We start from the raw sequence: 21,950 nt of genomic DNA, 5'->3' as shown, positions 1-21,950 counted from the left end.
AAATGCTTAAAAAAATTTCTCAGAAATATTTTAAATCCCTGGGATTAATACTCTGTCTTGGGGTTTGTATTTTCTCGATAATGGCGATCGCCCCTGCCTCTGCCCACGCCTTTGATAACCCGGAATTATTGCCAACTCAACCCACGGCGATCGTTGATCTGGCTAAAATTCTCACCCCCATTCAACAGGATCGCCTCGAAACCGAACTAACCACCTTTGAGGCGAAGACGGGCTGGAAATTACGGGTCTTAACCCAGTACGATCGCACCCCTGGTTTAGCGGTCAAGGACTTTTGGCAACTGGATGATCGCAGTGTTCTTTTGGTAGCCGATTCCCGTGGAGGCAATATCCTAAATTTCAACGTGGGGGATGCGGTCTATCGGGTGCTGCAACGCACCTTTTGGGTAGAGCTACAGACCCGCTTTGGCAATCAGTATTTTGTCCGTGACAATGGCGAAGATCAGGCAATTTTACAATCATTAGCGGCGATCGAAACCTGTCTGGAGCGATCTGGATGTCGAGCGGTTCCCGGTTTGCCGAAGGAGCAATGGGTCTTAACCTTGGTGACATCCATCTTTGGTGGTTTAATTTTTGGCTTTGCTGCCCGGCCCCGCCGTAGTGATCAATGGATATCCTGGAAGTGGGCCTTGCTTTTTTCGCCCCTTTGGGGAATGCTATTCTTCGCCTTTGGTATTGGCCCTGTGGTCATTCGCACCGCCGAGTGGCTCCCCCTAGTTCGCAATATTGCTGGATTTACTTTAGGGACAATGATCGGCTTTTTAGCACCTACCCCAGGTCAATCTAGCTCCTCGGAAACCTGAAACCTAATTTCCCTATCGATCAATTTTTTCCCTTTGGAACTTTAACAGGCTAGGTGTTTGTTGCAGGGAGCATGGGGATCATGTTGACACAAACCAGCCAATATAAAGGCGGTCATCGTTTTTGAGAAAAAATCGAAGTATACTGCAAAAGTTATCAAGGTGTTTTATCTAAGGCAATGACTGAAGACAGACTACCGTTGACATCCCAAAATATGCTGGACGACAAGATCGCGGCCCTGCGAGAACTCTTCCCGGAGGTATTTGCTGAGGGCAAGGTTGATTTTGAGCGGCTAAAGCAGGCCTTAGGGGAGTCGATTGAGGAGGGACGTGAGCGGTATGGGTTGTCTTGGGCGGGCAAGAGTGAGGCAATTCGGAATCTGCAAGCGCAAAGTGTGGGAACGCTGACTCCTGTACCGGAGGAGTCGGTTAATTTTGAGACGACGGAAAATATCTTTATTGAGGGTGACAATCTGGAGGTGTTGAAGCTGCTGCAAAAGAGCTACCACAACCAGATCAAGATGATTTATATTGATCCGCCCTACAACACCGGAAAGGAGTTTATCTATCCTGATAATTTTCGGGAAGGGTTAGAAGATTATCTGCGGTATTCGGGACAAAAAAATGGTGAGGGTATTAAGCTAACCACAAATACGGAGACCAATGGACGGTTTCATTCTAAGTGGCTGAATATGATGTACCCTCGCCTGTTTCTGGCTCGAAACTTATTAAAGGAAGATGGAGTGATTTTTGTCAGTATTGACGATCATGAGGTACATAATTTAAGAGCCTTAATGAACGAGATATTTGGGGAAGAAAACTTCATAGCATCAGTTATTTGGCAAAAAGTATTTTCACCTAAAAATTCTGCGCGTCATTTTTCAGAGGATCACGATTACATTATCGTTTATGTCAGAAATTCAGAAGTATGGTTGCCTAATTTATTGGCTCGAACTGAAGAAGCAAACGCCCGATACTCAAACCCAGATAATGATCCAAGAGACGTTTGGAGTTCGGGTGATCTAACAGCTAGAAATTTTTACGCTGATGGTCAGTATGAAGTAAGAAGCCCAAGTGGTAAAACTTTTGTGCCGCCGAGAGGGAGATATTGGGCAATTCGATATGAAAAGTTTCTTGAACTCGAGCAGGATAAACGTATCTGGTGGGGAGAAGACGGTGATAGTATGCCTCGGCTTAAACGCTTTCTCTCAGAGGTTAAACAAGGGATTGTACCTCAAACGCTTTGGAAATATAGTGATGTTGGACATACTCAAGAGGCAAAGAAAGAGCTTGTTGAGTTCGTTCAATTTGAAAACACTGATAATGTTTTGGATACTGTAAAGCCTACGCGCTTAATTCAACGAATTTTACAGTTAGCAACAACACCCTTGGCGAATGATTTAGTTCTAGATTTCTTTTCAGGGAGTGCGTCTACCGCTCATGCTGTCTTAAAACAAAACAAAGAAGATGGTGGAAACCGACGATTTATCTGTGTTCAATTACCTGAATATTTACCAATAGCAGAAACGAAGCTTAAAACTATTGCAGATATTGGCAAGGCACGTATTCATAGTGCGATCGCAAATCTTGATGAGACAAGAAATGGTGATCTAGATCTAAATGGTGTAGGGCAACACGATCGCGGTTTCAAAGTTTTCACACTGACTGAAAGCAATTTCAAAATTTGGGATGGTACTGCACCGCAGAATGTTGAGCAATTAAGCATATTGCTTCAAGAGTTTGCAGAAAACATTCGTCCAGGTACGACAAAACTAGGAATGCTGTATGAGATTTTGCTTAAAGCTGGATTCCCATTAACGGCCAAGGTTGAAAAGCTAGAGATTGCCGGACAGGAAATTTACGCCATTGAAGACCAGGAGCTATTTATCTGCCTAGAATACGAGATTTTAGAAGAGACTGTTCGGCAAATCCTCACCTATCAGCCCAAGCCCAAGCAATTCATTAGCCTGGATTCTTCATTTCGAGGTAATGACCAGCTAAAAACCAACACCCAGTTGCAAATGCGTGACCATGATATTAAGTTCAGGACGGTGTAGCTATGCAAAATATTCAAGCGGTAAAAGCACAAATTCCAATCGATTACGAGAAAATTGCTGAGTTCTGCCAGCATTGGAAAATTACCGAGTTTGCTTTATTTGGTTCTATTCTGCGAGATGATTTTCGCCTAGAAAGCAGTGATATTGATGTGCTGGTTTCCTTCGCCCATGATACCCATTGGACACTGTTTGATTTAGTGGATATGGAAGAGGATATTCAAAAGATATTTCAAAGAAAGGTTGATTTAGTGAGCCGTCGAGGAATTGAACGCAGTCAAAACTATTTACGCCGTCAAGCCATTCTTAACTCTGCCAAAGTCATTTATGCTGCCGCGTGAGCCAAATTATCTAAGAGATATGCTGAATGCTGCAAAGTTGGCTCAAGACTTTGTTGCTGGAGTTGACTGGGAAACATTTGAACTTGATTTAATGCGTCAAGCTGCGGTTACTCGTCAATTTGAAATCATTGGAGAAGCTGCTCGAAGAATTTCTCCTGAAACTCAAGCTTCAATTTCGACTATTCCTTGGTCTAAAGTTATTGGAATGCGAAACCGTCTAATTCATGAATATGATGACCTAGACATTGAGATTATTTGGGATACGATTCAGCTTGCTCTACCAGAATTGATTACCGTGTTAGAAACTATCACTGCTACTGAAGAACCATGAAAATCCAATTCGACAGCCAACAACAATATCAACTGGATGCCGTTAACGCAGTCGTTGATGTGTTTGACGGTCAACCCTTGGCAGGGGGACAATTTGAAACCAGTTTAGGCATCGGTTTTAGTGGCGCAATGACCGAGATGGGGTTTGGCAACCAACTAGAGCTATCACTAGGCGAAATTCTGGCAAATGTTCAAACTGTTCAAAAACGTCATGGGATTGCACTTGTACAACCCGGAGTAGATATACCGCTTCAACAGGGGATGAACTTCTCCATTGAAATGGAGACAGGCACAGGAAAAACCTATGTTTACCTGCGAACCATTCATGAACTCAATGCCCGTTATGGGTTTACTAAATTCATCATTGTTGTACCCAGTGTGCCCATTCGGGAAGGGGTGCTGAAAAACCTAGAGATTACCAAAGAGCATTTTCAAAACCTCTATGGAAATCAGCCATTTGATTACTGGGTTTACAATTCTAAGCGAGTCTCTAATTTGCGGCAATTTGCTAACTCGAATCAATTGCAGATTCTTGTGATTAACATTGATGCCTTTAATAAAAAAGATATTAGCGTCATCCATAAAGAACTCGATGGATTATCGGGACATCGCCCCATTGAATTTATTCAAGCCACAAATCCAATTGTGATTTTGGATGAACCGCAAAACATGGAGTCAGACAAAGCGAAGGAAGCGATCGCCAGCCTGAACCCACTCTGCACATTACGTTATTCTGCAACCCACAAAAACTTATATAACTTACTCTATAGACTTGATCCAGTAAAAGCCTATGATATGAAATTGGTGAAACAAATTACCGTTACCTCTGCCCTTGAGGAAAATAGTTTTAACCAGCCCTACGTTTATTTAGAATCCATTAAAGCCACCAAAACGAAGATTACAGCGAAACTCGCGATCGATATACAAAAACAAAACTCTCCCACTCGTAAAACTGTATCCATTAGCAAAAATGGCGTTGACCTCTATGAGTTATCCGGTGGTCGAGAACTTTACAGGCGTTATGTTGTTGACTGCATTGATGCAGGTTTTGGATATATCTCTTTCACGAATGGGGTTAGCCTAAACATCGGGGAAACCATTGGCAACTATGGTGATGATTTGATGAAAGCTCAAATCAGAGAAACTATCAAAGAACATTTAGATAAAGAATTGGCAGTTAAACGGCAGCTTCCTGATCGTCCGTTAAAAGTCTTATCGCTGTTTTTCATTGATCGGGTTGCGAATTATGCGGCAACGGATGGCAAACTTCGTCAGTGGTTTATTGAAATTTACCAGGAACTTTCTCAACTCCCCCGCTACCAAAATCTCGCTCTCCCTGCGGTTGAAGAGATTCACAATGGTTACTTTGCCGAAGATCGGCAGGGCAACGCTAAAGACACCAGTGGTTCAACTGTGGCAGATGATACAGCCTATGAGCTAATCATGAAAGATAAAGAGCGGCTATTGTCGCCCACAGAGCCACTGCGTTTTATCTTCAGCCATTCAGCATTACGAGAAGGCTGGGATAATCCCAATGTTTTTCAAATTTGTATGCTGCGAGAAGTGCAATCAAAAGTTGAGCGGCGACAAACGATCGGTCGAGGATTACGCTTACCTGTAGATACAACTGGAATCCGTGTCTTTGACCCAACCATTAATCGCTTAACTGTGATCGCCAATGAAAGTTATGCTGACTTCGCTCGTGCCTTACAAACTGAAATTGAAGAAGATTGTGGTGTGAAATTTGAAGGACGGATTAAAAACAACCGCGATCGCCAAACAGCTAACCTCATTCCCAAATGGAGAGAAAACACTGATTTTCTAAAACTTTGGGAACGGATTAAGCATAAAACCCGTTACTCTGTGGAATACGATACTCAGACATTGATTGGCGATGCAGCCAGACAAATCAATCAAATGCCTGCCATTACTGCTCCTCAGATCCGTTTAGAAAAGGTGGCACTGGGTTACGAAAAAACAGGAATTACTTCACAGCTTTTGTCTGTCACCAGTAGCAGAACAGAATCTACAATTTCTACTATTCCTGATTTAATCAGCTATCTACAACGCGAAACAGAGTTAACCCGTGAAACGCTTTCCAGCATTCTGCTAAAGTCCGATCGCTTGTCAGATATATTTATCAATCCCCAGCAATTTCTTGATCTCGCAACCCGTGCAATCCGTTTTACTATGCAGCAGTTAATGGTCAACGGTATCAAGTATGAACGCATTGCCGGAGAAGAGTATGAGATGCGTCTGTTTGAAGACAAGGAAATTTCAGGCTTTATTGACAATATGTTATCCGTCAATCACTCAATCTATGACGCGATCGAGTGTCAATCTGATATAGAACGGCAATTTGCTGAAATTTTAGATGGGCGAGAAGACATTAAATTGTTTATCAAACTTCCACCCTGGTTTAAAGTCCAAACTCCGCTTGGCACTTACAACCCTGATTGGGCGATCGTCAAACAAGTCTCTGAAGATGAACAAAAACTTTACCTCATTCGAGAAACAAAAGGCACGAAAGAACAGTTAGAGTTACGAGTCGGTGAAGGCGCAAAGATTTATTGTGGTCAGCAGCACTTTGATGTATTAGATGTTGATTTTGATGTGGTTACAAATGCTTCAGAAATTTAGGCGGGTAGCGATCAATCACTGAGCAGTAACAGCCACGATAGGCAATGTTAGGAAACGTGAGTAGGAGTATAAATAACTAAACACATATCCAATAAAAAAAGGCTTAACAGCAAAGCGTGTGCGGGTTGACTCAAAATATCTTGGCCGAGTAATAAAATCCAGATACTTAGTGCATAGGCAAAGACATCTAGCACAGCGGGTTGCTCATGTCTGGAAGTTTGATGTTTGGACTATGGACTCAGACCACTGGAGTTAAAAACTCAGTTTCGCCGCCAGCATAGTGGTCTGAAACAACGACAACGTAGAATAGGAAGGCTAGATTATCCTTGGAAATATTATCTATGCTAAACCTTACGGGTAAACGCGCCCTCGTTACCGGCATTGCAAATAATCGCTCCATTGCCTGGGGCATTGCCCAACAACTCCATCAGGCGGGGGCTGAACTGGCGATTACCTACTTACCCGATGAAAAAGGCAAGCTCAAGCAAAAAGTTGAAGATCTGACCGCTCCCCTCAATCCCTCCCTCCTGTTGCCTTTGGATGTCCAACAACCCAACCTGATTAAAGAAGGATTTGCAGCGATTCAGGAGAAGTGGGGTGGTCTAGATTGCTTAATTCATTGCTTGGCCTTTGCCCAGCGGGATGATTTGAGTGGGGATTTTAGTCAAGTATCCCTTGAGGGATTTAACTTAGCCCTGGATGTGAGTGCCTACTCGTTGGTGAGCCTGGGGGCTGCCGCCAAACCGCTGATGACCAATGGTGGTTCAATTGTCACACTCACCTATTTAGGAGGGGTGCGCGTAGTTCCCAACTACAATGTCATGGGAATTGCCAAGGCTGCCCTAGAAATGAATGTTCGCTATTTGGCAGCAGAAATGGGCCCCGCAAATATTCGCGTCAATGGTATTTCGGCAGGGCCGATTCGGACTTTAGCCTCCTCCGCTGTGGGGGGTATTTTGGACATGATTCATCACGTAGAAGCAACGGCCCCCCTGCGGCGCACGGTGAGTCAAACGGAAGTGGGTAACACCGCAGCTTTTTTAGCCAGTGATCTATCCAGTGGTATTACTGGGCAAATCATCTACGTGGATTCCGGCTATTCGATCATGGGGATGTAGGGAACGGGGCGATCGCCGAGCCTAGGTAGCTATTGAATAGAGCGTGAAACTCCGGCATTGGTGGTGGTCAGATTAAAAATAGTCCATAGTACATACAGTGATTGCCCTTAATCCGTTGCCATTGATCTGCTGCCTATGAATCTTTCTGAGTGCTATCAATTATTAGAATTAGATGAAAGAGCAACATTAGCACAGGTTAAGTCGTCCTATCGCCGTCTAGCACGTCGCTATCATCCCGATATTAATCCTGGCGATCGCGCGGCCCATGAAAAGTTTATCCGTCTGAATCAGGCCTACCAACAACTGGTGCGGGTACTGCCCACGTTTCGCTCGACATCGGTTGAACCAGAGGTGAATGTTGATGCTCCCCCTGCTCCCCCGCCCCCCCCTGACCTCAGCAACCTAGATTTGCAATTGAAGCAAGTCACCTATCGCCAACTTCAGGAACTCCTTAAATATCGTTGCTATACCCGTGCCATTAGTCTCATTGAGGGTCTGGTGGAGCGATTACCCCAGGATCCAGAAATCCGGCAGTGGCAAGCTGTTACCTATCAATGTTGGGCAAAACAACTCATTCGCGATCGCCAGTTTGATGATGCCCGCGACTTTTTGAATCAGGCCCTACGGGCAGACCCGGAAAATCGTAATCTCTGGGTGGAAACAGAAAAGGATTTTCGCACCATCGATCGCCTGGCCGGGAAATCTCGCAAACTCTGGTAAGCCAACCTACGTTGCACCTATCCATGTTCTTGGGCATTACATTACCTGGAAATTACCTAGACATTGCTAAACATTAAAAACCAGCGGCGGCTCCATTGCCCCGGGGATCCGTAGCCCCTTGCAAACGACCATCGGGCAAAACCCGAATCACATTGGCATTCCCCCAACGACCCTGCTCCTGAAGCGAATACCCCCACTTCGACCAGTCCTGAATCTGGGCTTGGGAAATATCCGATTCCACAAAAAGGGTATCCGGCTGCCATTGATGGTGAATGCGGGGTGCTGTCACCGCCTCTAGGGCATTGGCTTGGTCTAATTCTAGGCTGAGTAAAATTTGTAATACGGTGCTAATAATCCGACTACCCCCTGGGGAACCGAGGGCATAACGTAGCTCTCCCTTTTCACGGACGATGGTGGGAGACATACTGGACAGGGGCCGCTTGCCGGGAGCGATGGCATTGGCCAGGGGTTGGGCCGCAGATGGGGTAGTTCCCACTAAACCAAACAGATTGGGGCTATCCGCAGCGGCGGCAAAATCATCCATTTCATTATTTAAGAAAATGCCAGTACCGGGCACGACAACCCCAGAGCCAAAGGGGCCATTTAAGGTAAACGTTAAACTGACGGCATTGCGGTGGCGATCGACTACGGTGAGGTGGCTTGTATTCGTGGATTCCTGGCGTTGCTCTAGGGACTGTATCAGTTGGGGAGAGGCCGGCCTCACCTGAGCCTGGGAACGGCTTTGGCGGCGGGGAATTTCTTTGACTCGCTCTGCGGCGTAGTCAAGGCTGGTCAAAACGGTGACGGGGACGGGCACAAAATCACTATCCCCCAGGTAAACGGCCCGATCTCCGTAGGCAATTTGCATGACGGCAGCTAGGGCATGGCCGCGATCGCTGGCGGATTGATATTGAAGGTTCTGTTGAATATCTAATTTAGCCAATAGGTTCAGCATTTGGATGAGGGCGACTCCGCCGGAGGAGGGGGGTGGCATGGAGCAAACCTCTAGTTCCAGAAACGTTCCACACAGGGGCGATCGCCAAACCGGACGATACTCCTGCAAGTCCCGGAGGGTAATGAGTCCCTGATGTTGGGCCATATCCGTTACCAATGCTTCGCCAATCCAGCCCTGATAAAATACCTGGGGATTCGCGGCGATCGCCCCTAGGGTTTTGGCTAAATCTGGCTGCTGGAAGCGATCGCCCACCGTCAGCGGTCGTCCCTGGTAGCTCAATAGGGCCGCGGCTTCAGGGTTAGCCCTTAAAGCTGGCCATCGCCACTGGAGCATGCGGTGAAATGTTTCATTGATGATAAATCCCTGCTGGGCATAGTCAAGGGCCGGTTGCACCAGATCCGCCCAGGGTAATTCACCATACTGACGATGTAGTTCCGCCAAACCAGCGATCGTTCCGGGGGTGGCCACGGCTCGGTACCCATCCAAACTGGCCCGGGGCATCACCTCACCGTGATCATCCAGATACATATCCGGCCCCGCCCCTAAAGGGGCCCGTTCCCGAAAATCTAGGGCCCGTACCTGTTGCTCCTGATTCAGAAATACCAGGGCAAAGCCACCACCCCCCAGACCAGCGGAATAGGGTTGGACAACGGAAATAGCTAGGGCCGTCGCGATCGCCCCATCAATGGCATTTCCCCCCTGGGCCAAAATTTTCACCCCCGCCGCCGTGGCCAAGGGGTGGGATGCGGCCACCATCACCTCCTCGGTTTCCGTGGGTTCTAGCTGCGGGGGACGGGCGATCGCCGGAACGGGCAAAAAACTGAAACATTGAACCCCTAGGGCAATCCCCAAACCGAAAGAGTAAACCCTACCCCGAAATAAATTTGCTGCCATAAACTTATGTGTAACGTTTTCCCCCGTAAGTTGATTCATATTTGCGTCTCCTACAATGGTAAGTATAGAGTTCGGAATTTATTATGAAAGCTGTTCCATCTCTGGCCATTGCCCTAGGGTTGTTTGCTGGCCCGGCAACATTGACGGCGATCGCTACCCCATTTCCACCCATTTTTAACCCGGTGCTACCCACCAGTGGCATGGGATTTGGCCGCGGTGATCAACTCTTGCAGGAGCAAATGCGCTTTAATCAGCAAAATCAGGCCAATGTCATCAACCCCTCCATTGAAAACACCATCAATAATTCTGAGGATGTGTTGCTCATTGAAGTGGATGGCCAACTCCTTACTCCAGCGGAGGCCAAGAAGGAGCTTTTAGATCAGGAGTAATTGATTTGCCGGCGATCGCCCTACTCCTCAATTTCATCTAGGTGTTCCGCTACGGATTGGTAGAGGGCGAGAACGTGGTGGTCTAGGAGTTGATAGAAAATATGACGGCCCTGGCGACGGTAATTTACTAGGCGCAAACTTTTCAGGGTGCGGAGTTGGTGGGATACCGCTGACTCACTCATACCCAGGGCGATCGCTAAGTCCCCCACACATAATTCATTGCGGGCCAAAACCGAAAGAATGCGGAGTCGATTGGGATCCGCTAAAAGTCCAAAAAATTCAGCCATCCGCTGGGCTTTCTCTGTGGGTAACACATTAGCCCCAAGACCCAGGCCGACATCTGGATTTAGGGGGTGCTTCAGATCATTATCAAGATTTTCAGGAGATGGGGGTGACGAGGGCACAGGTTTGGATATTGACATCTGAATAGTTGTTCAAGTATTATGACAATAGAGCAAAGGGAGTAACTCCCCAAAATCATTCACTGTTAAATTGAGGTTAAACCCATGGCCACCGTAACGCAAATGAAATGTGCCTGTCCCGATTGTCTCTGCATTGTCACGATCTCAGAGGCGGTGATGGTAGAGGGCAAAGCCTACTGTTCTGAAGCCTGTGGGAAAGGGCATCCCAACAAAGAATCCTGTGGTCATCAAGGTTGTGGCTGCTGCTAATAGTTATTTTTTCAAAATTAATTCAACCCGGATCCAGTTTCCTGAGGGATTGGCAATGCCCTTTAGGGTGATCATCCTGCCATCTCTCAGGGTACTTAACTCAATATCCACATCCGGTCGCAGAGTAACAAGTTGCCATGGTTGTTTCTCTGTTTCTAGGTTCCCAGTTTCCAGGTAATAGTCCTGGGTCGCTTTGCGGCAAAATCGACCGGAAAATTCACCTAGGCAAGGATCGGCTGGTGGTTCATCCGCTTCCTGGAGGGGAATATCGCCGGAAAGGGGAATCTCTAGGTTTGCAAACCCATTCAGATAAAATTCCTGCTGCGATCGCCACTGGGGATGACTGGGGGTGAGATTGAAAAAGGGAAAAATGGTTTGTTGGCAAGTTTGGATTAGTTGGCGTTGCAGGGCCTGCACTGGCACGTCATGGACGGACTGGTTGTTTAACACCGCTATTGCGGCCAAGAGGCCGGCAGCCTGGCCAATCCCTAAGACCGCCGGTTGCAGCCGTGTGGCTCCATTGGCAATGTGGGATACGGAAATATTTTTGTCGCACACCAGAAACCCTTCAATTCCGGCGGGAATTAAACAGGTATGGGGAATCACAAAGGGGGTTCCCGTCCAGCGTCCCCCCCAACGAATGGATTTAGGGGCCAGCTTAAAATCAAACCCTGGATAGTGATGGTCGTTGGCGTAGTTGGCGATCGCCACACCCGTGTATTGACCCATCTCATCCCTGGGTAGGGGGGCAATGCGGCCCGTCTCCTGGGGCAAAATATCCCACTCCGTCAGGGTGGTCACACCAATAAGCCGCCGACTTTCCCGAAAATAGGGATGGAGGGCAAAGGCACCGCCGCCAATATCCCCAGAGCCAGTTGGAAACACCCCAGTGGCCAAGCCATAGCGTCGCCCCAGTTGAGTTTGCCCCAATTGGATTTGAATGTAGCGGGCAAAATCCTGACTATGCCAACGGGCTTCTTGGAAAAATTCCCGACGTTTTTGCGGGGATTCCACGAGGCGATCTAAATCCTGGCCGTAGTCATTGCCTTGGTGGGGCCAATTGATCATAAAGCGATCGCCGGGCAAGCGACCATAGTTCATAAACTGTTCTGGGCCATAGGCATCCCAAGCCCCCTTAAATTTTTGTTCATCCCACAGGGGCGACGGTGGAATTTCCGGTGCCACTTCCTGAGAACCCCCATTTTGGGAATTATAGTCTTGGAGAATCACCACCCAGGTGGGGGCCTGGACGGGATAGGTTTGGGTGATGTGATTGGGGCCAATGGGGGCACTGGGTTCCTGAAATGCTGATTGCCATTCCCAGCCCCAACGATGGGGAATATCCGCCAAGGCTAGGAGATCCCCTAGTTCCGTGCCATCTAGGGTAATCTGGGCTTGGATCTGAATCTCATCAAAGACAACCCCCCCAATGCGATCTCCCTGGCGTAGTACCTGCCGGGGAATCTGGCCAGGGATCCATTGCAAATGGGTCTCATTGTGTACCCAGTCGGCAAAGATTTGGGCACCAACAGCAGGATCATAACTAAAAAAACTCACCCAGGAATGATCCAGTCCCCCAGGTTGGGCCCGTTCTAGGGCCCGTAAAAATTCCCCCCACAGGCCCGTTTGCCAGGCCCGTAATTCATGGCCATCGGGAGCGGCGACCCCGGCACTGGTTAGCATCCCCCCCAACCAGGGAAATTCACTCACCAGGATGGTTTTAGCCCCCATTTGGGCCGACTGTAGGGCTGCGGCCACACCCCCAGTACCGCCACCAACAACGAGGACATCGGTTTTAATGGTGGTGATCGTTGAAACCGGCAAGGATTAATTGCCCTCAGGGGAATGGGACTCACGGAGTTCATGGGGGAGTTCATTGGTAATCAAACCCCAGCGATCGTTGGGCCAAAATCGAATAGCGGCGCGGCCAATAATATAATTGCGGGGGACAATTCCCCAGCAGCGACCATCGTAACTATTACTGCGGTTATCCCCCAGCACCAAGTAGCTATCCTCAGGAATGGTCTGGGGCCGATCCAGGTAGGGTTGGGTTCCGGCGCAACTATCAATGCCGGTAAAGGTGGCGGGGTCTAAATAGGGTTCATCTAGGGGTTGATCATTAATAAAGACCCGCCCTTCGCGAATGGCCACCCGATCGCCGGGTAATCCCACTACTCGTTTAATAAAGGCATCTCGAAATCCCACCTCCATCAGGGCCGGGGTCGGATTAAAGACAATAATATCCCCCCGCTGGGGAGGGTTGAAGCGATAGCCAATTTTTTCAATAATCAGGCGATCGTTAATTTCCAAGGTACGTTCCATGGAGCCAGAGGGAATATAGCGGGCTTCTGCAATAAAGGTGCGGATGCCAAAGGCTAAAATGGCAGCTAATCCCAGGGTTTTGAGAATTTCCAGCCACCATACGTCCTGGTGCTCTGCCGGTGGAGAACTGAGGGGAGTGGATTCCGGGGATTCACTGGGCTTGAGACCACCATCAGACATAGGACACATTCCAACAAAGGCTAATAATCATACTGAATCATAACGTGGTTTACTTATCCGCCGCTGTTTGCGGAATTTGCCGAAAGGGTAAATCGGCATTGATTGCCGCAATTATGATCTGTTCCTGGCTATTTATATCATCAATATGGTGATCGAGAATTTGGCTTAACCGAGGGTCGTAGAGGCGGTGCAAACTATGGTTGGGCGTAGCTGGAAATCCGCGCCGTTTTTTGTGACGACCACCGGCCCCTGGATCAAAGACTTGAATTCCCTGGTCAATGGCCCATTCAATGGGTTGATAGTAACAGGCTTCAAAATGAAGGCAATCAATTTCCTGTAAACTGCCCCAATAGCGGCCATAAAGGCGATCGCCCTTGGTAATGCAAAAAGACATGCCGTAGGGACGATGGGTTTCCCCCTGGGGATAGGCTGCCACTAACACCAAGCGATCGCGGTAAGCTCCGTAAAGGGACTCAAAAAAACCACGGGTTAAATATTTACTCCCCCACCAACCAAATTTATCGCAGGTATCCCCATAGAAGTGATACATCTGGCTCAATAGGTGATGGCTAATCTCAGTTCCTTGGTGAACCCGCATCTCCAGACCCGACTTCGCCACAGCCTTCCGTTCCCGTTTAATATTGCGGCGTTGATTGGCATTAAATCCTTGCAAGTAGTCATCAAAGGTGCGGTAATTTTGATTCGTCCAGATATAGCTATGGTGCAGCCACGGGAAATATCCCCCCGCCTCCGCTAGGGGCCGCCATTGGGGATCCACGTAGAGAAAATGACAACCGGAAAGTCCCTGGCGATCGCAAAATTGATCAATCACCTGGAGCATTTGCAGGGTGAGGGCCGCCTCATCTTCCCCCTCGGCAATTAAGAAGCGATAGCCTTCCACGGGGGTAAAGGGAGTCATGCCCAGCAGTTTGGGATAGTAGCGCAGACCGAGGCGATGGGCCAACTCTGCCCATTGATGATCAAAGACAAATTCCCCTTGACTATGGCCCTTAACGTAGAGGGGGGCTGCCGCCACCAATCGTTTTTGGTTTGAACCCCGCTCCTGCCGCCAGGCCACTAAATGCTGGGGGAGCCAACCCGCCTGGGGAATTGCACTCCCGGAAACCTCTAGCTGATGGAGCCATTCCCATTCCAGAAAGGGGGTTTTCAGGGGTAGGGCCAGGGCATCCCAGTCGGACTGCGGCAGATCGCCAATATGCTTCACCCAGGAAAAGGTCAGTGTGGAGCTAGATTTAACCGAGTCGGTCATGCTTACTGGGGTTCGGATTGCCTCCCCTAGTGTGCCACAGGGATTTAGGCTTTGCCATCTGGACAATGCTCTAGAAAATGATAGACCATGGCCTCACTATCAAAGACGGGGCTGCTGCCGCTGTAGTAAGGGAGCCGCTGCCAATAGAGTGCGGGTATAGTTGTGCTGGGGTTGGCGATAAATTTCTTCGGTGGGGCCCATTTCGACAATCTTGCCGGCATACATCACCGCAATGCGATCGCAAAAGAAGCGTGCCACCGCTAAGTCATGGGTAATAAACAGGTAGGTTAGCTCAAATTCGGTTTTTAAGTCCTGCATGAGTTGCAAAATCTGGGTTTGAATATGGGCATCTAGCATACTCACGGGTTCATCACACACCACTAATTGGGGATGGGTAATGAGGGCGCGGGCAATGGCCACCCGTTGCCGTTGTCCCCCGGATAGGGCCCTGGGATAGCGGGCCGCATAATCTGGGGCGGGAACCAACTCCACCCGCTCCAACATGGATAGAACCCGTTGCTCCGCCTCCTGGGGAGTGGCCAGGCGATGAATGAGTAGGGGTTCCCGGAGATTTTGGCCCACGGTCATCCGTGGATTGAGACAGGCATGGGGATCCTGAAACACCATTTGCAGATGGCGACGTTGTTCCCGTAGCGGGCCAGGGGCCAATTGACGGAGATCCTGGCCCAGAAATTCAACCCGACCGGCGGTGGGGCGAACTAATTGCAAAATTAAGCGGGAGAGCGTACTTTTACCACAACCGGATTCCCCGACCAGACCGAGGGTTTCCCCCGATCGCAGGGTGAGATCAATCCCATCCACGGCGCGAATGACTTGGGGTTGTCCCCCTAACCATTGCTGAATCGGGTTGGTATCAAGGGTATAGTGTCGCTGAAGTTGCTCTAGTTTGAGGATGGGTCTCAGATCCGTTGTTTGACTTTGGGGGTGGGTGGGTTGGGATTGCTCATCAACATGGAGGGCGGCCCCAAGGAGGCTTTGGGTGTAGGGATGTTGCGGCTGATCGAGGATGGTTTGGGCCGGGCCCGTTTCCACAATTTTGCCCTGGTACATCACCCCCAGGCGATCGCAGTAGGTGCCAATGAGGGCGAGGTCATGGGAAATTAGCAACAGGCCCATTTGTCGCTCTTGGCAAAGGCGGGTTAACTCCGTCAGAATCTGGGCGGCAATGGTGACATCTAAACTGGTCGTCGGTTCATCGGCAATGATTAGGCGCGGGTCTAATAACAGGGCCAGGGCGATCGCCACCCGCTGACGCATCCCACCGCTAAATTCATGGGGATATTGCTGACATCGTTCCTGGGGGATTTTGACGGCTGCCAGGGTCTCGCGAATTTTGCTCTCTTTTTGCGATCGCGGCGTTTTTGGCCAGTGGGCATTCAGGACATCTAAGCAATGCTGCTTAACCGTCATTAGGGGATTCAGGCGGGTCATTGGGTCTTGGAAGACGAGGCCAATGGTTTCACCGCGAAATTTTTGCAATGCGGGGGGCGGCAAATCCAAGACGGAGGTTTGATCCACCCGAATCTCCCCCTCCACCTGACTACCGGGGGGTAATAGCCGGAGAATGGCCCGACCTAGGGTGGACTTACCACAGCCTGATTCCCCGACTAAACCGAGGCGATCGCCGGCCCCTAGGGACAGAGAAACACGATCGACCACCCAATTGATGGCCAGACCGTGTTGAATCGGGTAAGCGACCCTGAGATCCTGAATATCTAGCAGAGTCGCCGTCATGTTTAGCTCCTATCCGTTGTTAGACAGCGGGTTCAATGCGGGAGTAAAAGACCCCTTGGATTTTGACTTCGTGGGCTTCATGGGCCCCCATGTCATCGTCGGAGAGTTGTTCACTTTCAAAGGTGCCAGCAATTTCACCGGTGCGGCCATCTACCTTAGCAATTTTCATGGAAATATTTCCCTTGCTTAAGGAAAATCGCTTCACATTAGCCTGGGCCAGTTCATTTTCATTGGCTTGGGGCAAGGCCACCGCACTGCTATAGCCAGAGGTCAAGCCCCGGCCCTTTGGATCCAAGAAGTTGGAGGTGCGGTAGGAGGGAACGCTATACTCCCCCTCAAAATCCGTGGAGGTGGTTACACTCGTGATATTGGGGCCCGTGGTTGCTACCAAGTTTTTAACAGAGAATAGAAAAGGAATCCGTTCCCCACCCGGCATTTGCACCGTAATCGGCTGGAAGTCAATCCCATCTTCTTCAATAAAGGTGAGACTGCCGTCACTATTAATTTTTAGTTGTCCTTGAATTTGATCCAGGCTGGTGGTCTCACGGGTGACGAGTTTCGTGGGAACAAATTCTGCCTTTTGTCGCTTATTTTTGGGTTCTTCCTTAACCAGATAACTGGTGGGCTGTAGGCATAACGCCGTCATTACATAGGATTGGCTAGAATCAAGTGGCAAGGGGCCACGGGCCGTCTCGTCCAGGGTTGGGCAGGTATTCGCTAGGCCAGTCCCCACGATGTCATCATAGGTTAAAGCCGTTTGGGCCGCGAGGGCAGGCGATGTCCAGGAAAATATTCCCAGGCAGACTGCCAGTACAGCCGCTATTAAAACACGATATTTCATGGTTAACCTCAGAAGTCAAAGCATCTCTTAAGCAGTCAAAGGTGGTAAATCGTACCCACCGGAAGAGTCCAGAAGGGGCAGAGAATTGTCTCTCCTCTCAATCCATGATTATACGGAGGTTTGCGATCGCCTCAAAAATTTATTCCCAAATCCGGTTGACTTTTTAATGAATCTTTATTTCAGGGATGGGTCCAACGTGGGCGATCTATAACTCAAGGATGGATGGGAACCATTCTGTTTGGACAGGCCGTCACCGCCATGCTGCCGTGAATGCACCTCTTTTTCTTGGCTCTGGGCCATATCCTTTTGGGCTTGGTGCAGGGCTTCGACGAACCGGGCAACCCGAATTGGATCAATGGCGTATTCAACCTGGCCTTGACGCTTCAGGGAACTGGCGACAATCACCCCATCGGCATAGGGAACCAGATCTGCAATATTGTCCCAACTGGCTCCACTGCCAATCAATACGGGGTTGCCCTTGGCGGCCTGTTTGGCCAACTCCAGGTCTTCTTGGCTGGGGGGATGCCCCGTGGCCCATCCTGACAAAATGACGGCATCGGCCAATCCTCGCTCCAGGGTGTCTCGTACCGCAGTGGTCAAATTGGGGGATCCGAGGGGACGGGCGTGTTTAACGAGGACATCGGCAAAAATTTTAATGTCTTGACCCAATTCGCGGCGATAGCGCAGTAGGCCGTAGGCATCTCCTTCAATCAAGCCCTGATCCGTGGCCATCACCCCCGTTAACACATTGACTCGGATAAATTCGGCTCCCGTACAGGCGGCGATCGCTAGGCCACTGCGGGCATCATTCCGTAATACATTGATGCCAATGGGTAGGGTGACCAGATGTTTAATCCGTTGAATCACCAGGGTCATGGCACTGACCACCGCCGCATCTACCCGATCTTTGGTGAAGGGGGCATCAAAAAAATTTTCAATAATAATTCCCTGGGCCCCACCAGACGCTAAGGCCGTGGCTTCCTGTTCTGCTCGATCAATGACGGCCTTGAGACTCCCGCCCCAACGGGGAGATGTGGGCAGGGGAAGCAGATGCACTACGCCAATGACAGGGCAGGGGGTATGAAATAATTGCGTTAAATCCACAACGTATTAATGAATGGGTTTAAGAGGTCGGATGATATTTTGAATGACATTATTTTAGATGACATTTAATGATATTAGGGTATTAGGTGTTCTGAATCGAAGCTTGAACTGTTTGGGAACAGAAAGGACTCCTAACCCTCCCCCAGTATATCCGCTCTCTAAAACTTACTCAAACTTGATCAAACTTGACCAAATGTGGTGATGCTCAACCGTCAGTTTATGGCCCAGCGGGAATCTCCCTCTATTTTGGCGGCGATCTCCCTCGGCAGTAATCAGGGTCACTCCCTAGAGATTTTAGGGGCGGCGCTTCGCTGCTTAGGGCAAACCCCAGGGATACAAGTGCTACGCTGCTCCCCTTGGTATCCCACCCAGGCCGTTGGCCCGCCCCAGCCAGACTATTGGAATGGTTGTGTTTTAGTATCTGTTACCCTTGGCCCGGAAGACCTATTAGCGGCACTCCGTCACATTGAAACTCAGTTTGGGCGACAGCGATCGCTCCATTGGGGGCCACGTACCCTTGACCTAGATCTATTGCTCTACGGCGATCGGGTGATGGAAACACCCCACCTAGAATTGCCCCATCCCCGCCTCCATGAACGGGCCTTTGTCCTAGTCCCCCTTGCGGATATTTTCCCGGAGGGGTGGCATCCGGTTCTAAATCAGTCTATTGCCCAATTAGTCCATCAGGTGGATTGTCGGGGGGTGAATCGGGCTGGTAGGGTTGCCGCCGCTGTCGATGCTCTTTGAACCAGGTTTTCAGTTGCTCTCGACAGCGAGTTTCTAAAATACCAGAAATTACGTTGAGGCGATGGAACGCTGCTGGACTGGTAGGAATTGCTAACACGGTTTGGATCGCTCCGGCTTTCGGGTCTGGGGCCCCGTAGATTAAGGTGTGGATCCGTCCCTGGAGAATGGCCCCGGCACACATGGGACAGGGCTCTAGGGTGACGTAGAGGCGACAATCCGTGAGATACCAAGTTCCCAAAACCTGGCCCGCTTTTCTGAGGGCGACTATTTCGGCATGGGCCGTGGGATCCCGATCCCGTTGACGACGGTTTTCTCCTGTGGCAATGATGGTATTCTGGGCATCAACGATAATGGCTCCCACGGGAACCTCATCGGCTTGACCGGCTTGGGTTGCCAGGGCGATCGCCTGCTCCATCCAATGGATATGATCAGTGGCACGATGCATTTTGGACTTGGGGGAACCACAGGGCATGGTTGCTCCGAATCGCCAGAATGTCAGGCAATTTTAATTCATCTAGAACGTTGACGAAGTTGACCTGGCTTTCGCCATATAGACTATCGGCTAGAACCAGTTCAAATTGAAATTTTATCTCTTTCAATTGACGAATCATCTATGCGGTGATATGTGGTTTGCTTTGATGCCCCCCTTGATCCTTGAGTCATTCGCTCAGTTGGTAGACTTCAAACGTTAAGGGTAGAATCATTCCGTTGACTAGATCATAAGCTGTCAGTGCAACAATTTCGTTTTCCTTCTTACCCACATTGTCGATGTATTGACGCTTGACATCATCAGTAGCTTTCCCTTTTTTGCAATCTCCTGTTTCATCAATGAGTAGGATCAACGACCGACCCTTGAGCACTTGCAATGTTAATTTCATTGGCAATGGCGGGTAACGATTTCCGTTTAATCTCGCTAATTAACGTGAGTTCGGGATAAGAGAGGGGCAGAACAGATAGGCTGAAAGTGCTCAATTCTCATCCCTCTGCTTGCCCTATGCTTAGTCTAGAAGAGTTATTTTGCTACGTCGATGATTTCTGCCAACAGTTTGAACCGATGTGGCAGCAACAGTTGCTAGGCAATGGACTCGCTCATCGTAGTCGAAGGCGCAGTTTGTGTCTGAGCGAAATTATGACGATTCTCATCGGCTTCCACCAGTCTTCCTATCGCAATTTCAAAGCTTACTACACCGAGAAGGTACACGCTCACTGGTGCTCTGCCTTTCCAGGCTTGGTTAGCTACGGGCGTTTTGTTGAGTGAATACCCAGCACCCTGCTGCCCTTGTGTGCCTATCTCCGTTCTTGCTTCGGCCACTGTACAGGCATCAGTTTTCTTGATGCCACCAGTCTCAAAGTTTGTCACAACCGTCGCATCCCTCAGCACAAAGTGTTTAAAAACTTGGCGGCATGCGGTAAAACTTCTGTGGATTGGTTCTTTGGCTTCAAGCTGCATCTGGTGATCAACGACAAAGGAGGGTTGCTCAACTTCACCTTCACACCAGGTAACACAGATGACCGTACACCTGTCCCTCAACTGCTGAAACACCTCTTTGGCAAGGTGTTTGCAGACAAGGGCTATATCTCCCAGAAATTGGCAAAATAGTTGATGGAGGCAACGGGGATACAACTGATCACGAAGCTACGACGCAACATGAAGAATCGTTTGTTGGGATTGAGCGATCGCTTGATGCTGAGAAAACGGGCCATTATCGAGACAGTAATTGATCAGTTGAAGAACATTTCTCAAATTGAACACTCTCGTCACCGTTCCCCGATCAATTGCTTAGTGAACATTGTCTGTGGGCTAATTGCCTATACTCACCAACCGAAGAAGCCCTCCATTGCCATTGATCACCATTTGCTCACAGTTGCTTAAACCGAACTCACGTTGATTAGGACAAAATAAAATCGAACCCCAGATGTCTTCTCACCCCTATGCCTTTACCCTATAGCCTCGACCTCCGTCACAAAGCCTTGCGTGCCATCGACCAAGGAGAGAAAAAAACACAGGTCTGTCGCCTGTTCAATATCAGTCGCAACACCCTTGATTTGTGGCTCAAGCGTCGTCAGCAGACCGGTAGTGTCGCCCCAAACACCCACTATCGTCGAGGTCCTGCCCCCAAAGTTAATGACTTAGATGCCTTTGGCACCTTTGCCCAAGAACACGGTCATCTCACCCAACAGCAAATGGCCGAGCGTTGGCCGGAAGCGATCAGTAATCGTACCATCGGTAAAGCCTTGAAACGCATTCAATTCACCCGTAAAAAAACTTACGGCTACCGCGAGCGCAATGAAGATCGCCGCCAAGCCTTCTTGACGCAACTGGCTCATTATGACCCAGCCGAGATTGTTTATCTCGATGAAGCTGGAGTGGACAATACCATAGACTATCCTTACGGGTATTGCCATCAGTCTGAACGCTTTCATGCTCTGAGGCTAGGACATCGCACCCAACGCATCAGTATGATTGCAGGTTGGTGTGATCGCCAAATACTAGCCCCGATGACCTTTGAGGGATATTGCAACAGTGACCTATTCGAGAACTGGGTAGAGCAGTTTTTAGTGCCTGAACTGAACGCAGGTCAACTCGTTGTCCTTGACAATGCGAGCTTTCATCAATCGCAGCGGACTCAAGAGTTAATTGAACAGGGTGCATCCAGCCTGTTATTTTTGCCGCCTTACTCCCCTGACTTGAACAAGATAGAGAAATTTTGGGCACGGTTAAAGCAGTATTTGGGTCAGACCCTGAATCGGTTTGATCTCTTGTAGGATGCCGTCGATGAAGCTTTCAGGCATATGTCCTA

The 21,950-nt window shown here is 49.2% G+C and carries 20 protein-coding genes and 2 pseudogenes; 12 read left to right on the top strand and 10 right to left on the bottom strand.

The annotated features are described in order from the left end of the window. The first annotated feature begins 80 nt into the window (after positions 1-80). The 7 genes from L3556_RS12635 to L3556_RS12605 all read left to right on the top strand — a co-directional run bounded on the left by L3556_RS12635 (position 81) and on the right by L3556_RS12605 (position 8,021). A complete protein-coding gene (locus L3556_RS12635) occupies positions 81-821 on the top strand; it encodes a TPM domain-containing protein (protein WP_338405743.1) in 741 nt (246 codons plus the stop codon). Between the two features lie 176 nt (positions 822-997). Next, complete coding sequence (locus L3556_RS12630; protein WP_277867694.1) at positions 998-2,875, top strand: site-specific DNA-methyltransferase; 1,878 nt, start codon at positions 998-1,000, stop codon at positions 2,873-2,875. 2 nt (positions 2,876-2,877) lie between these two features. Continuing rightward, a complete protein-coding gene (locus L3556_RS12625) occupies positions 2,878-3,213 on the top strand; it encodes a nucleotidyltransferase family protein (protein WP_277867693.1) in 336 nt (111 codons plus the stop codon). After that, a complete protein-coding gene (locus tag L3556_RS12620) occupies positions 3,200-3,544 on the top strand; it encodes a HepT-like ribonuclease domain-containing protein (RefSeq protein ID WP_277867692.1) in 345 nt (114 codons plus the stop codon). The genes L3556_RS12625 and L3556_RS12620 overlap by 14 nt, the downstream gene beginning before the upstream one ends. Beyond that, positions 3,541-6,183 carry a restriction endonuclease gene (locus L3556_RS12615; RefSeq protein ID WP_277867691.1) on the top strand — a complete coding sequence of 881 codons (2,643 nt, stop codon included), beginning with the start codon at positions 3,541-3,543 and terminating at the stop codon, positions 6,181-6,183. Before L3556_RS12620 ends, L3556_RS12615 begins: the two co-directional genes overlap by 4 nt. A 341-nt stretch (positions 6,184-6,524) precedes the next feature. Next, complete coding sequence (fabI, locus tag L3556_RS12610) at positions 6,525-7,301, top strand: enoyl-ACP reductase FabI (RefSeq protein WP_277867690.1); 777 nt, start codon at positions 6,525-6,527, stop codon at positions 7,299-7,301. A gap of 135 nt (positions 7,302-7,436) precedes the next feature. Next, positions 7,437-8,021, top strand: a complete 585-nt coding sequence (locus L3556_RS12605) for a J domain-containing protein (protein ID WP_277867689.1) — start codon at positions 7,437-7,439, stop codon at positions 8,019-8,021. A 73-nt stretch (positions 8,022-8,094) separates the two neighbouring features. Here L3556_RS12605 and ggt read toward each other — a convergent pair whose 3' ends face one another. Further along, positions 8,095-9,909 carry a gamma-glutamyltransferase gene (gene ggt, locus L3556_RS12600; protein ID WP_277867688.1) on the bottom strand — a complete coding sequence of 605 codons (1,815 nt, stop codon included), beginning with the start codon at positions 9,907-9,909 and terminating at the stop codon, positions 8,095-8,097. A 44-nt stretch (positions 9,910-9,953) separates the two neighbouring features. Between ggt and L3556_RS12595 the strand changes: the two genes are divergently transcribed. After that, complete coding sequence (locus L3556_RS12595; protein ID WP_277867687.1) at positions 9,954-10,259, top strand: hypothetical protein; 306 nt, start codon at positions 9,954-9,956, stop codon at positions 10,257-10,259. A 20-nt stretch (positions 10,260-10,279) separates the two neighbouring features. Here L3556_RS12595 and L3556_RS12590 read toward each other — a convergent pair whose 3' ends face one another. Continuing rightward, a complete protein-coding gene (locus L3556_RS12590) occupies positions 10,280-10,681 on the bottom strand; it encodes an ArsR/SmtB family transcription factor (RefSeq protein WP_277867686.1) in 402 nt (133 codons plus the stop codon). Positions 10,682-10,765: 84 nt separating this feature from the next. Between L3556_RS12590 and L3556_RS12585 the strand changes: the two genes are divergently transcribed. After that, complete coding sequence (locus L3556_RS12585) at positions 10,766-10,930, top strand: metallothionein (protein ID WP_277867685.1); 165 nt, start codon at positions 10,766-10,768, stop codon at positions 10,928-10,930. A gap of 3 nt (positions 10,931-10,933) precedes the next feature. Here L3556_RS12585 and L3556_RS12580 read toward each other — a convergent pair whose 3' ends face one another. The 6 genes from L3556_RS12580 to btpA form a co-directional block, all read right to left on the bottom strand. Next, complete coding sequence (locus L3556_RS12580; RefSeq protein ID WP_277867684.1) at positions 10,934-12,754, bottom strand: FAD-dependent oxidoreductase; 1,821 nt, start codon at positions 12,752-12,754, stop codon at positions 10,934-10,936. Between the two features lie 3 nt (positions 12,755-12,757). Beyond that, the gene (gene lepB / locus L3556_RS12575) at positions 12,758-13,432 is read right to left on the bottom strand and encodes a signal peptidase I (protein WP_277867683.1); all 675 of its coding nucleotides are present in this window, start codon (positions 13,430-13,432) and stop codon (positions 12,758-12,760) included. A gap of 49 nt (positions 13,433-13,481) precedes the next feature. After that, positions 13,482-14,702 carry a GNAT family N-acetyltransferase gene (locus tag L3556_RS12570; protein ID WP_277867682.1) on the bottom strand — a complete coding sequence of 407 codons (1,221 nt, stop codon included), beginning with the start codon at positions 14,700-14,702 and terminating at the stop codon, positions 13,482-13,484. Positions 14,703-14,801: 99 nt separating this feature from the next. After that, positions 14,802-16,457: a dipeptide ABC transporter ATP-binding protein gene (locus L3556_RS12565; RefSeq protein WP_277867681.1), complete on the bottom strand. Its 1,656-nt coding sequence runs from the start codon at positions 16,455-16,457 to the stop codon at positions 14,802-14,804. A 19-nt stretch (positions 16,458-16,476) separates the two neighbouring features. Further along, positions 16,477-17,298 (bottom strand): photosystem II manganese-stabilizing polypeptide, encoded by an 822-nt coding sequence (gene psbO / locus L3556_RS12560; RefSeq protein WP_277867680.1) that lies wholly within the window; start codon positions 17,296-17,298, stop codon positions 16,477-16,479. Positions 17,299-17,472: 174 nt separating this feature from the next. Continuing rightward, positions 17,473-18,402, bottom strand: coding sequence for a photosystem I biogenesis protein BtpA (gene btpA / locus L3556_RS12555; RefSeq protein WP_277867679.1), 930 nt, complete (start codon positions 18,400-18,402; stop codon positions 17,473-17,475). 201 nt (positions 18,403-18,603) lie between these two features. Between btpA and folK the strand changes: the two genes are divergently transcribed. Next, on the top strand, positions 18,604-19,149 hold the full coding sequence (gene folK, locus L3556_RS12550) for a 2-amino-4-hydroxy-6-hydroxymethyldihydropteridine diphosphokinase (RefSeq protein WP_277867678.1): 546 nt from the start codon (positions 18,604-18,606) through the stop codon (positions 19,147-19,149). On the opposite strand, the gene tadA is transcribed toward folK, so the two are convergent. Together tadA and L3556_RS12540 are read right to left on the bottom strand one after the other, a co-directional pair. Next, positions 19,067-19,621 (bottom strand): tRNA adenosine(34) deaminase TadA, encoded by a 555-nt coding sequence (tadA, locus tag L3556_RS12545; RefSeq protein WP_277867677.1) that lies wholly within the window; start codon positions 19,619-19,621, stop codon positions 19,067-19,069. The two genes, folK and tadA, sit on opposite strands and share 83 nt — an antisense overlap. Further along, a pseudogene (locus L3556_RS12540) lies at positions 19,596-20,009 on the bottom strand (transposase); the annotation flags it as partial. The gene tadA and the pseudogene L3556_RS12540, both read right to left, overlap by 26 nt. A 134-nt stretch (positions 20,010-20,143) precedes the next feature. Between L3556_RS12540 and L3556_RS12535 the strand changes: the two are divergent. Together L3556_RS12535 and L3556_RS12530 are read left to right on the top strand one after the other, a co-directional pair. Further along, positions 20,144-21,022 (top strand): annotated as a pseudogene (locus tag L3556_RS12535) (IS982 family transposase). 59 nt (positions 21,023-21,081) lie between these two features. Further along, complete coding sequence (locus L3556_RS12530; protein ID WP_277867676.1) at positions 21,082-21,915, top strand: IS630 family transposase; 834 nt, start codon at positions 21,082-21,084, stop codon at positions 21,913-21,915. Positions 21,916-21,950: the final 35 nt, after the last annotated feature.

Origin of the sequence: Candidatus Synechococcus calcipolaris G9 (genome assembly GCF_029582805.1) — a bacterium.
Lineage (GTDB): Bacteria > Cyanobacteriota > Cyanobacteriia > Thermosynechococcales > Thermosynechococcaceae > Synechococcus_F > Synechococcus_F calcipolaris.
Note: the sequence above shows the minus strand (reverse complement) of the source record. Positions and strands in the feature narration are given on the sequence as shown.

What these genes read in the sequence shown, in the direction of transcription:
- L3556_RS12620 (WP_277867692.1), top strand. Translation starts at nt 3,200, where the DNA reads ATGCTGCCGCGTGAGCCAAATTATCTAAGAGATATGCTGAATGCTGCA.
- L3556_RS12635 (WP_338405743.1), top strand. Translation starts at nt 81, where the DNA reads ATGGCGATCGCCCCTGCCTCTGCCCACGCCTTTGATAACCCGGAATTA.
- L3556_RS12615 (WP_277867691.1), top strand. Translation starts at nt 3,541, where the DNA reads ATGAAAATCCAATTCGACAGCCAACAACAATATCAACTGGATGCCGTT.
- L3556_RS12630 (WP_277867694.1), top strand. Translation starts at nt 998, where the DNA reads ATGACTGAAGACAGACTACCGTTGACATCCCAAAATATGCTGGACGAC.
- L3556_RS12625 (WP_277867693.1), top strand. Translation starts at nt 2,878, where the DNA reads ATGCAAAATATTCAAGCGGTAAAAGCACAAATTCCAATCGATTACGAG.
- lepB (WP_277867683.1), bottom strand. Translation starts at nt 13,432, where the DNA reads ATGTCTGATGGTGGTCTCAAGCCCAGTGAATCCCCGGAATCCACTCCC.
- L3556_RS12605 (WP_277867689.1), top strand. Translation starts at nt 7,437, where the DNA reads ATGAATCTTTCTGAGTGCTATCAATTATTAGAATTAGATGAAAGAGCA.
- L3556_RS12590 (WP_277867686.1), bottom strand. Translation starts at nt 10,681, where the DNA reads ATGTCAATATCCAAACCTGTGCCCTCGTCACCCCCATCTCCTGAAAAT.
- L3556_RS12530 (WP_277867676.1), top strand. Translation starts at nt 21,082, where the DNA reads ATGCCTTTACCCTATAGCCTCGACCTCCGTCACAAAGCCTTGCGTGCC.
- folK (WP_277867678.1), top strand. Translation starts at nt 18,604, where the DNA reads ATGCTCAACCGTCAGTTTATGGCCCAGCGGGAATCTCCCTCTATTTTG.
- ggt (WP_277867688.1), bottom strand. Translation starts at nt 9,909, where the DNA reads ATGAATCAACTTACGGGGGAAAACGTTACACATAAGTTTATGGCAGCA.
- L3556_RS12595 (WP_277867687.1), top strand. Translation starts at nt 9,954, where the DNA reads ATGAAAGCTGTTCCATCTCTGGCCATTGCCCTAGGGTTGTTTGCTGGC.
- psbO (WP_277867680.1), bottom strand. Translation starts at nt 17,298, where the DNA reads ATGAAATATCGTGTTTTAATAGCGGCTGTACTGGCAGTCTGCCTGGGA.
- fabI (WP_277867690.1), top strand. Translation starts at nt 6,525, where the DNA reads ATGCTAAACCTTACGGGTAAACGCGCCCTCGTTACCGGCATTGCAAAT.
- L3556_RS12570 (WP_277867682.1), bottom strand. Translation starts at nt 14,702, where the DNA reads ATGACCGACTCGGTTAAATCTAGCTCCACACTGACCTTTTCCTGGGTG.
- L3556_RS12565 (WP_277867681.1), bottom strand. Translation starts at nt 16,457, where the DNA reads ATGACGGCGACTCTGCTAGATATTCAGGATCTCAGGGTCGCTTACCCG.
- L3556_RS12585 (WP_277867685.1), top strand. Translation starts at nt 10,766, where the DNA reads ATGGCCACCGTAACGCAAATGAAATGTGCCTGTCCCGATTGTCTCTGC.
- tadA (WP_277867677.1), bottom strand. Translation starts at nt 19,621, where the DNA reads ATGCCCTGTGGTTCCCCCAAGTCCAAAATGCATCGTGCCACTGATCAT.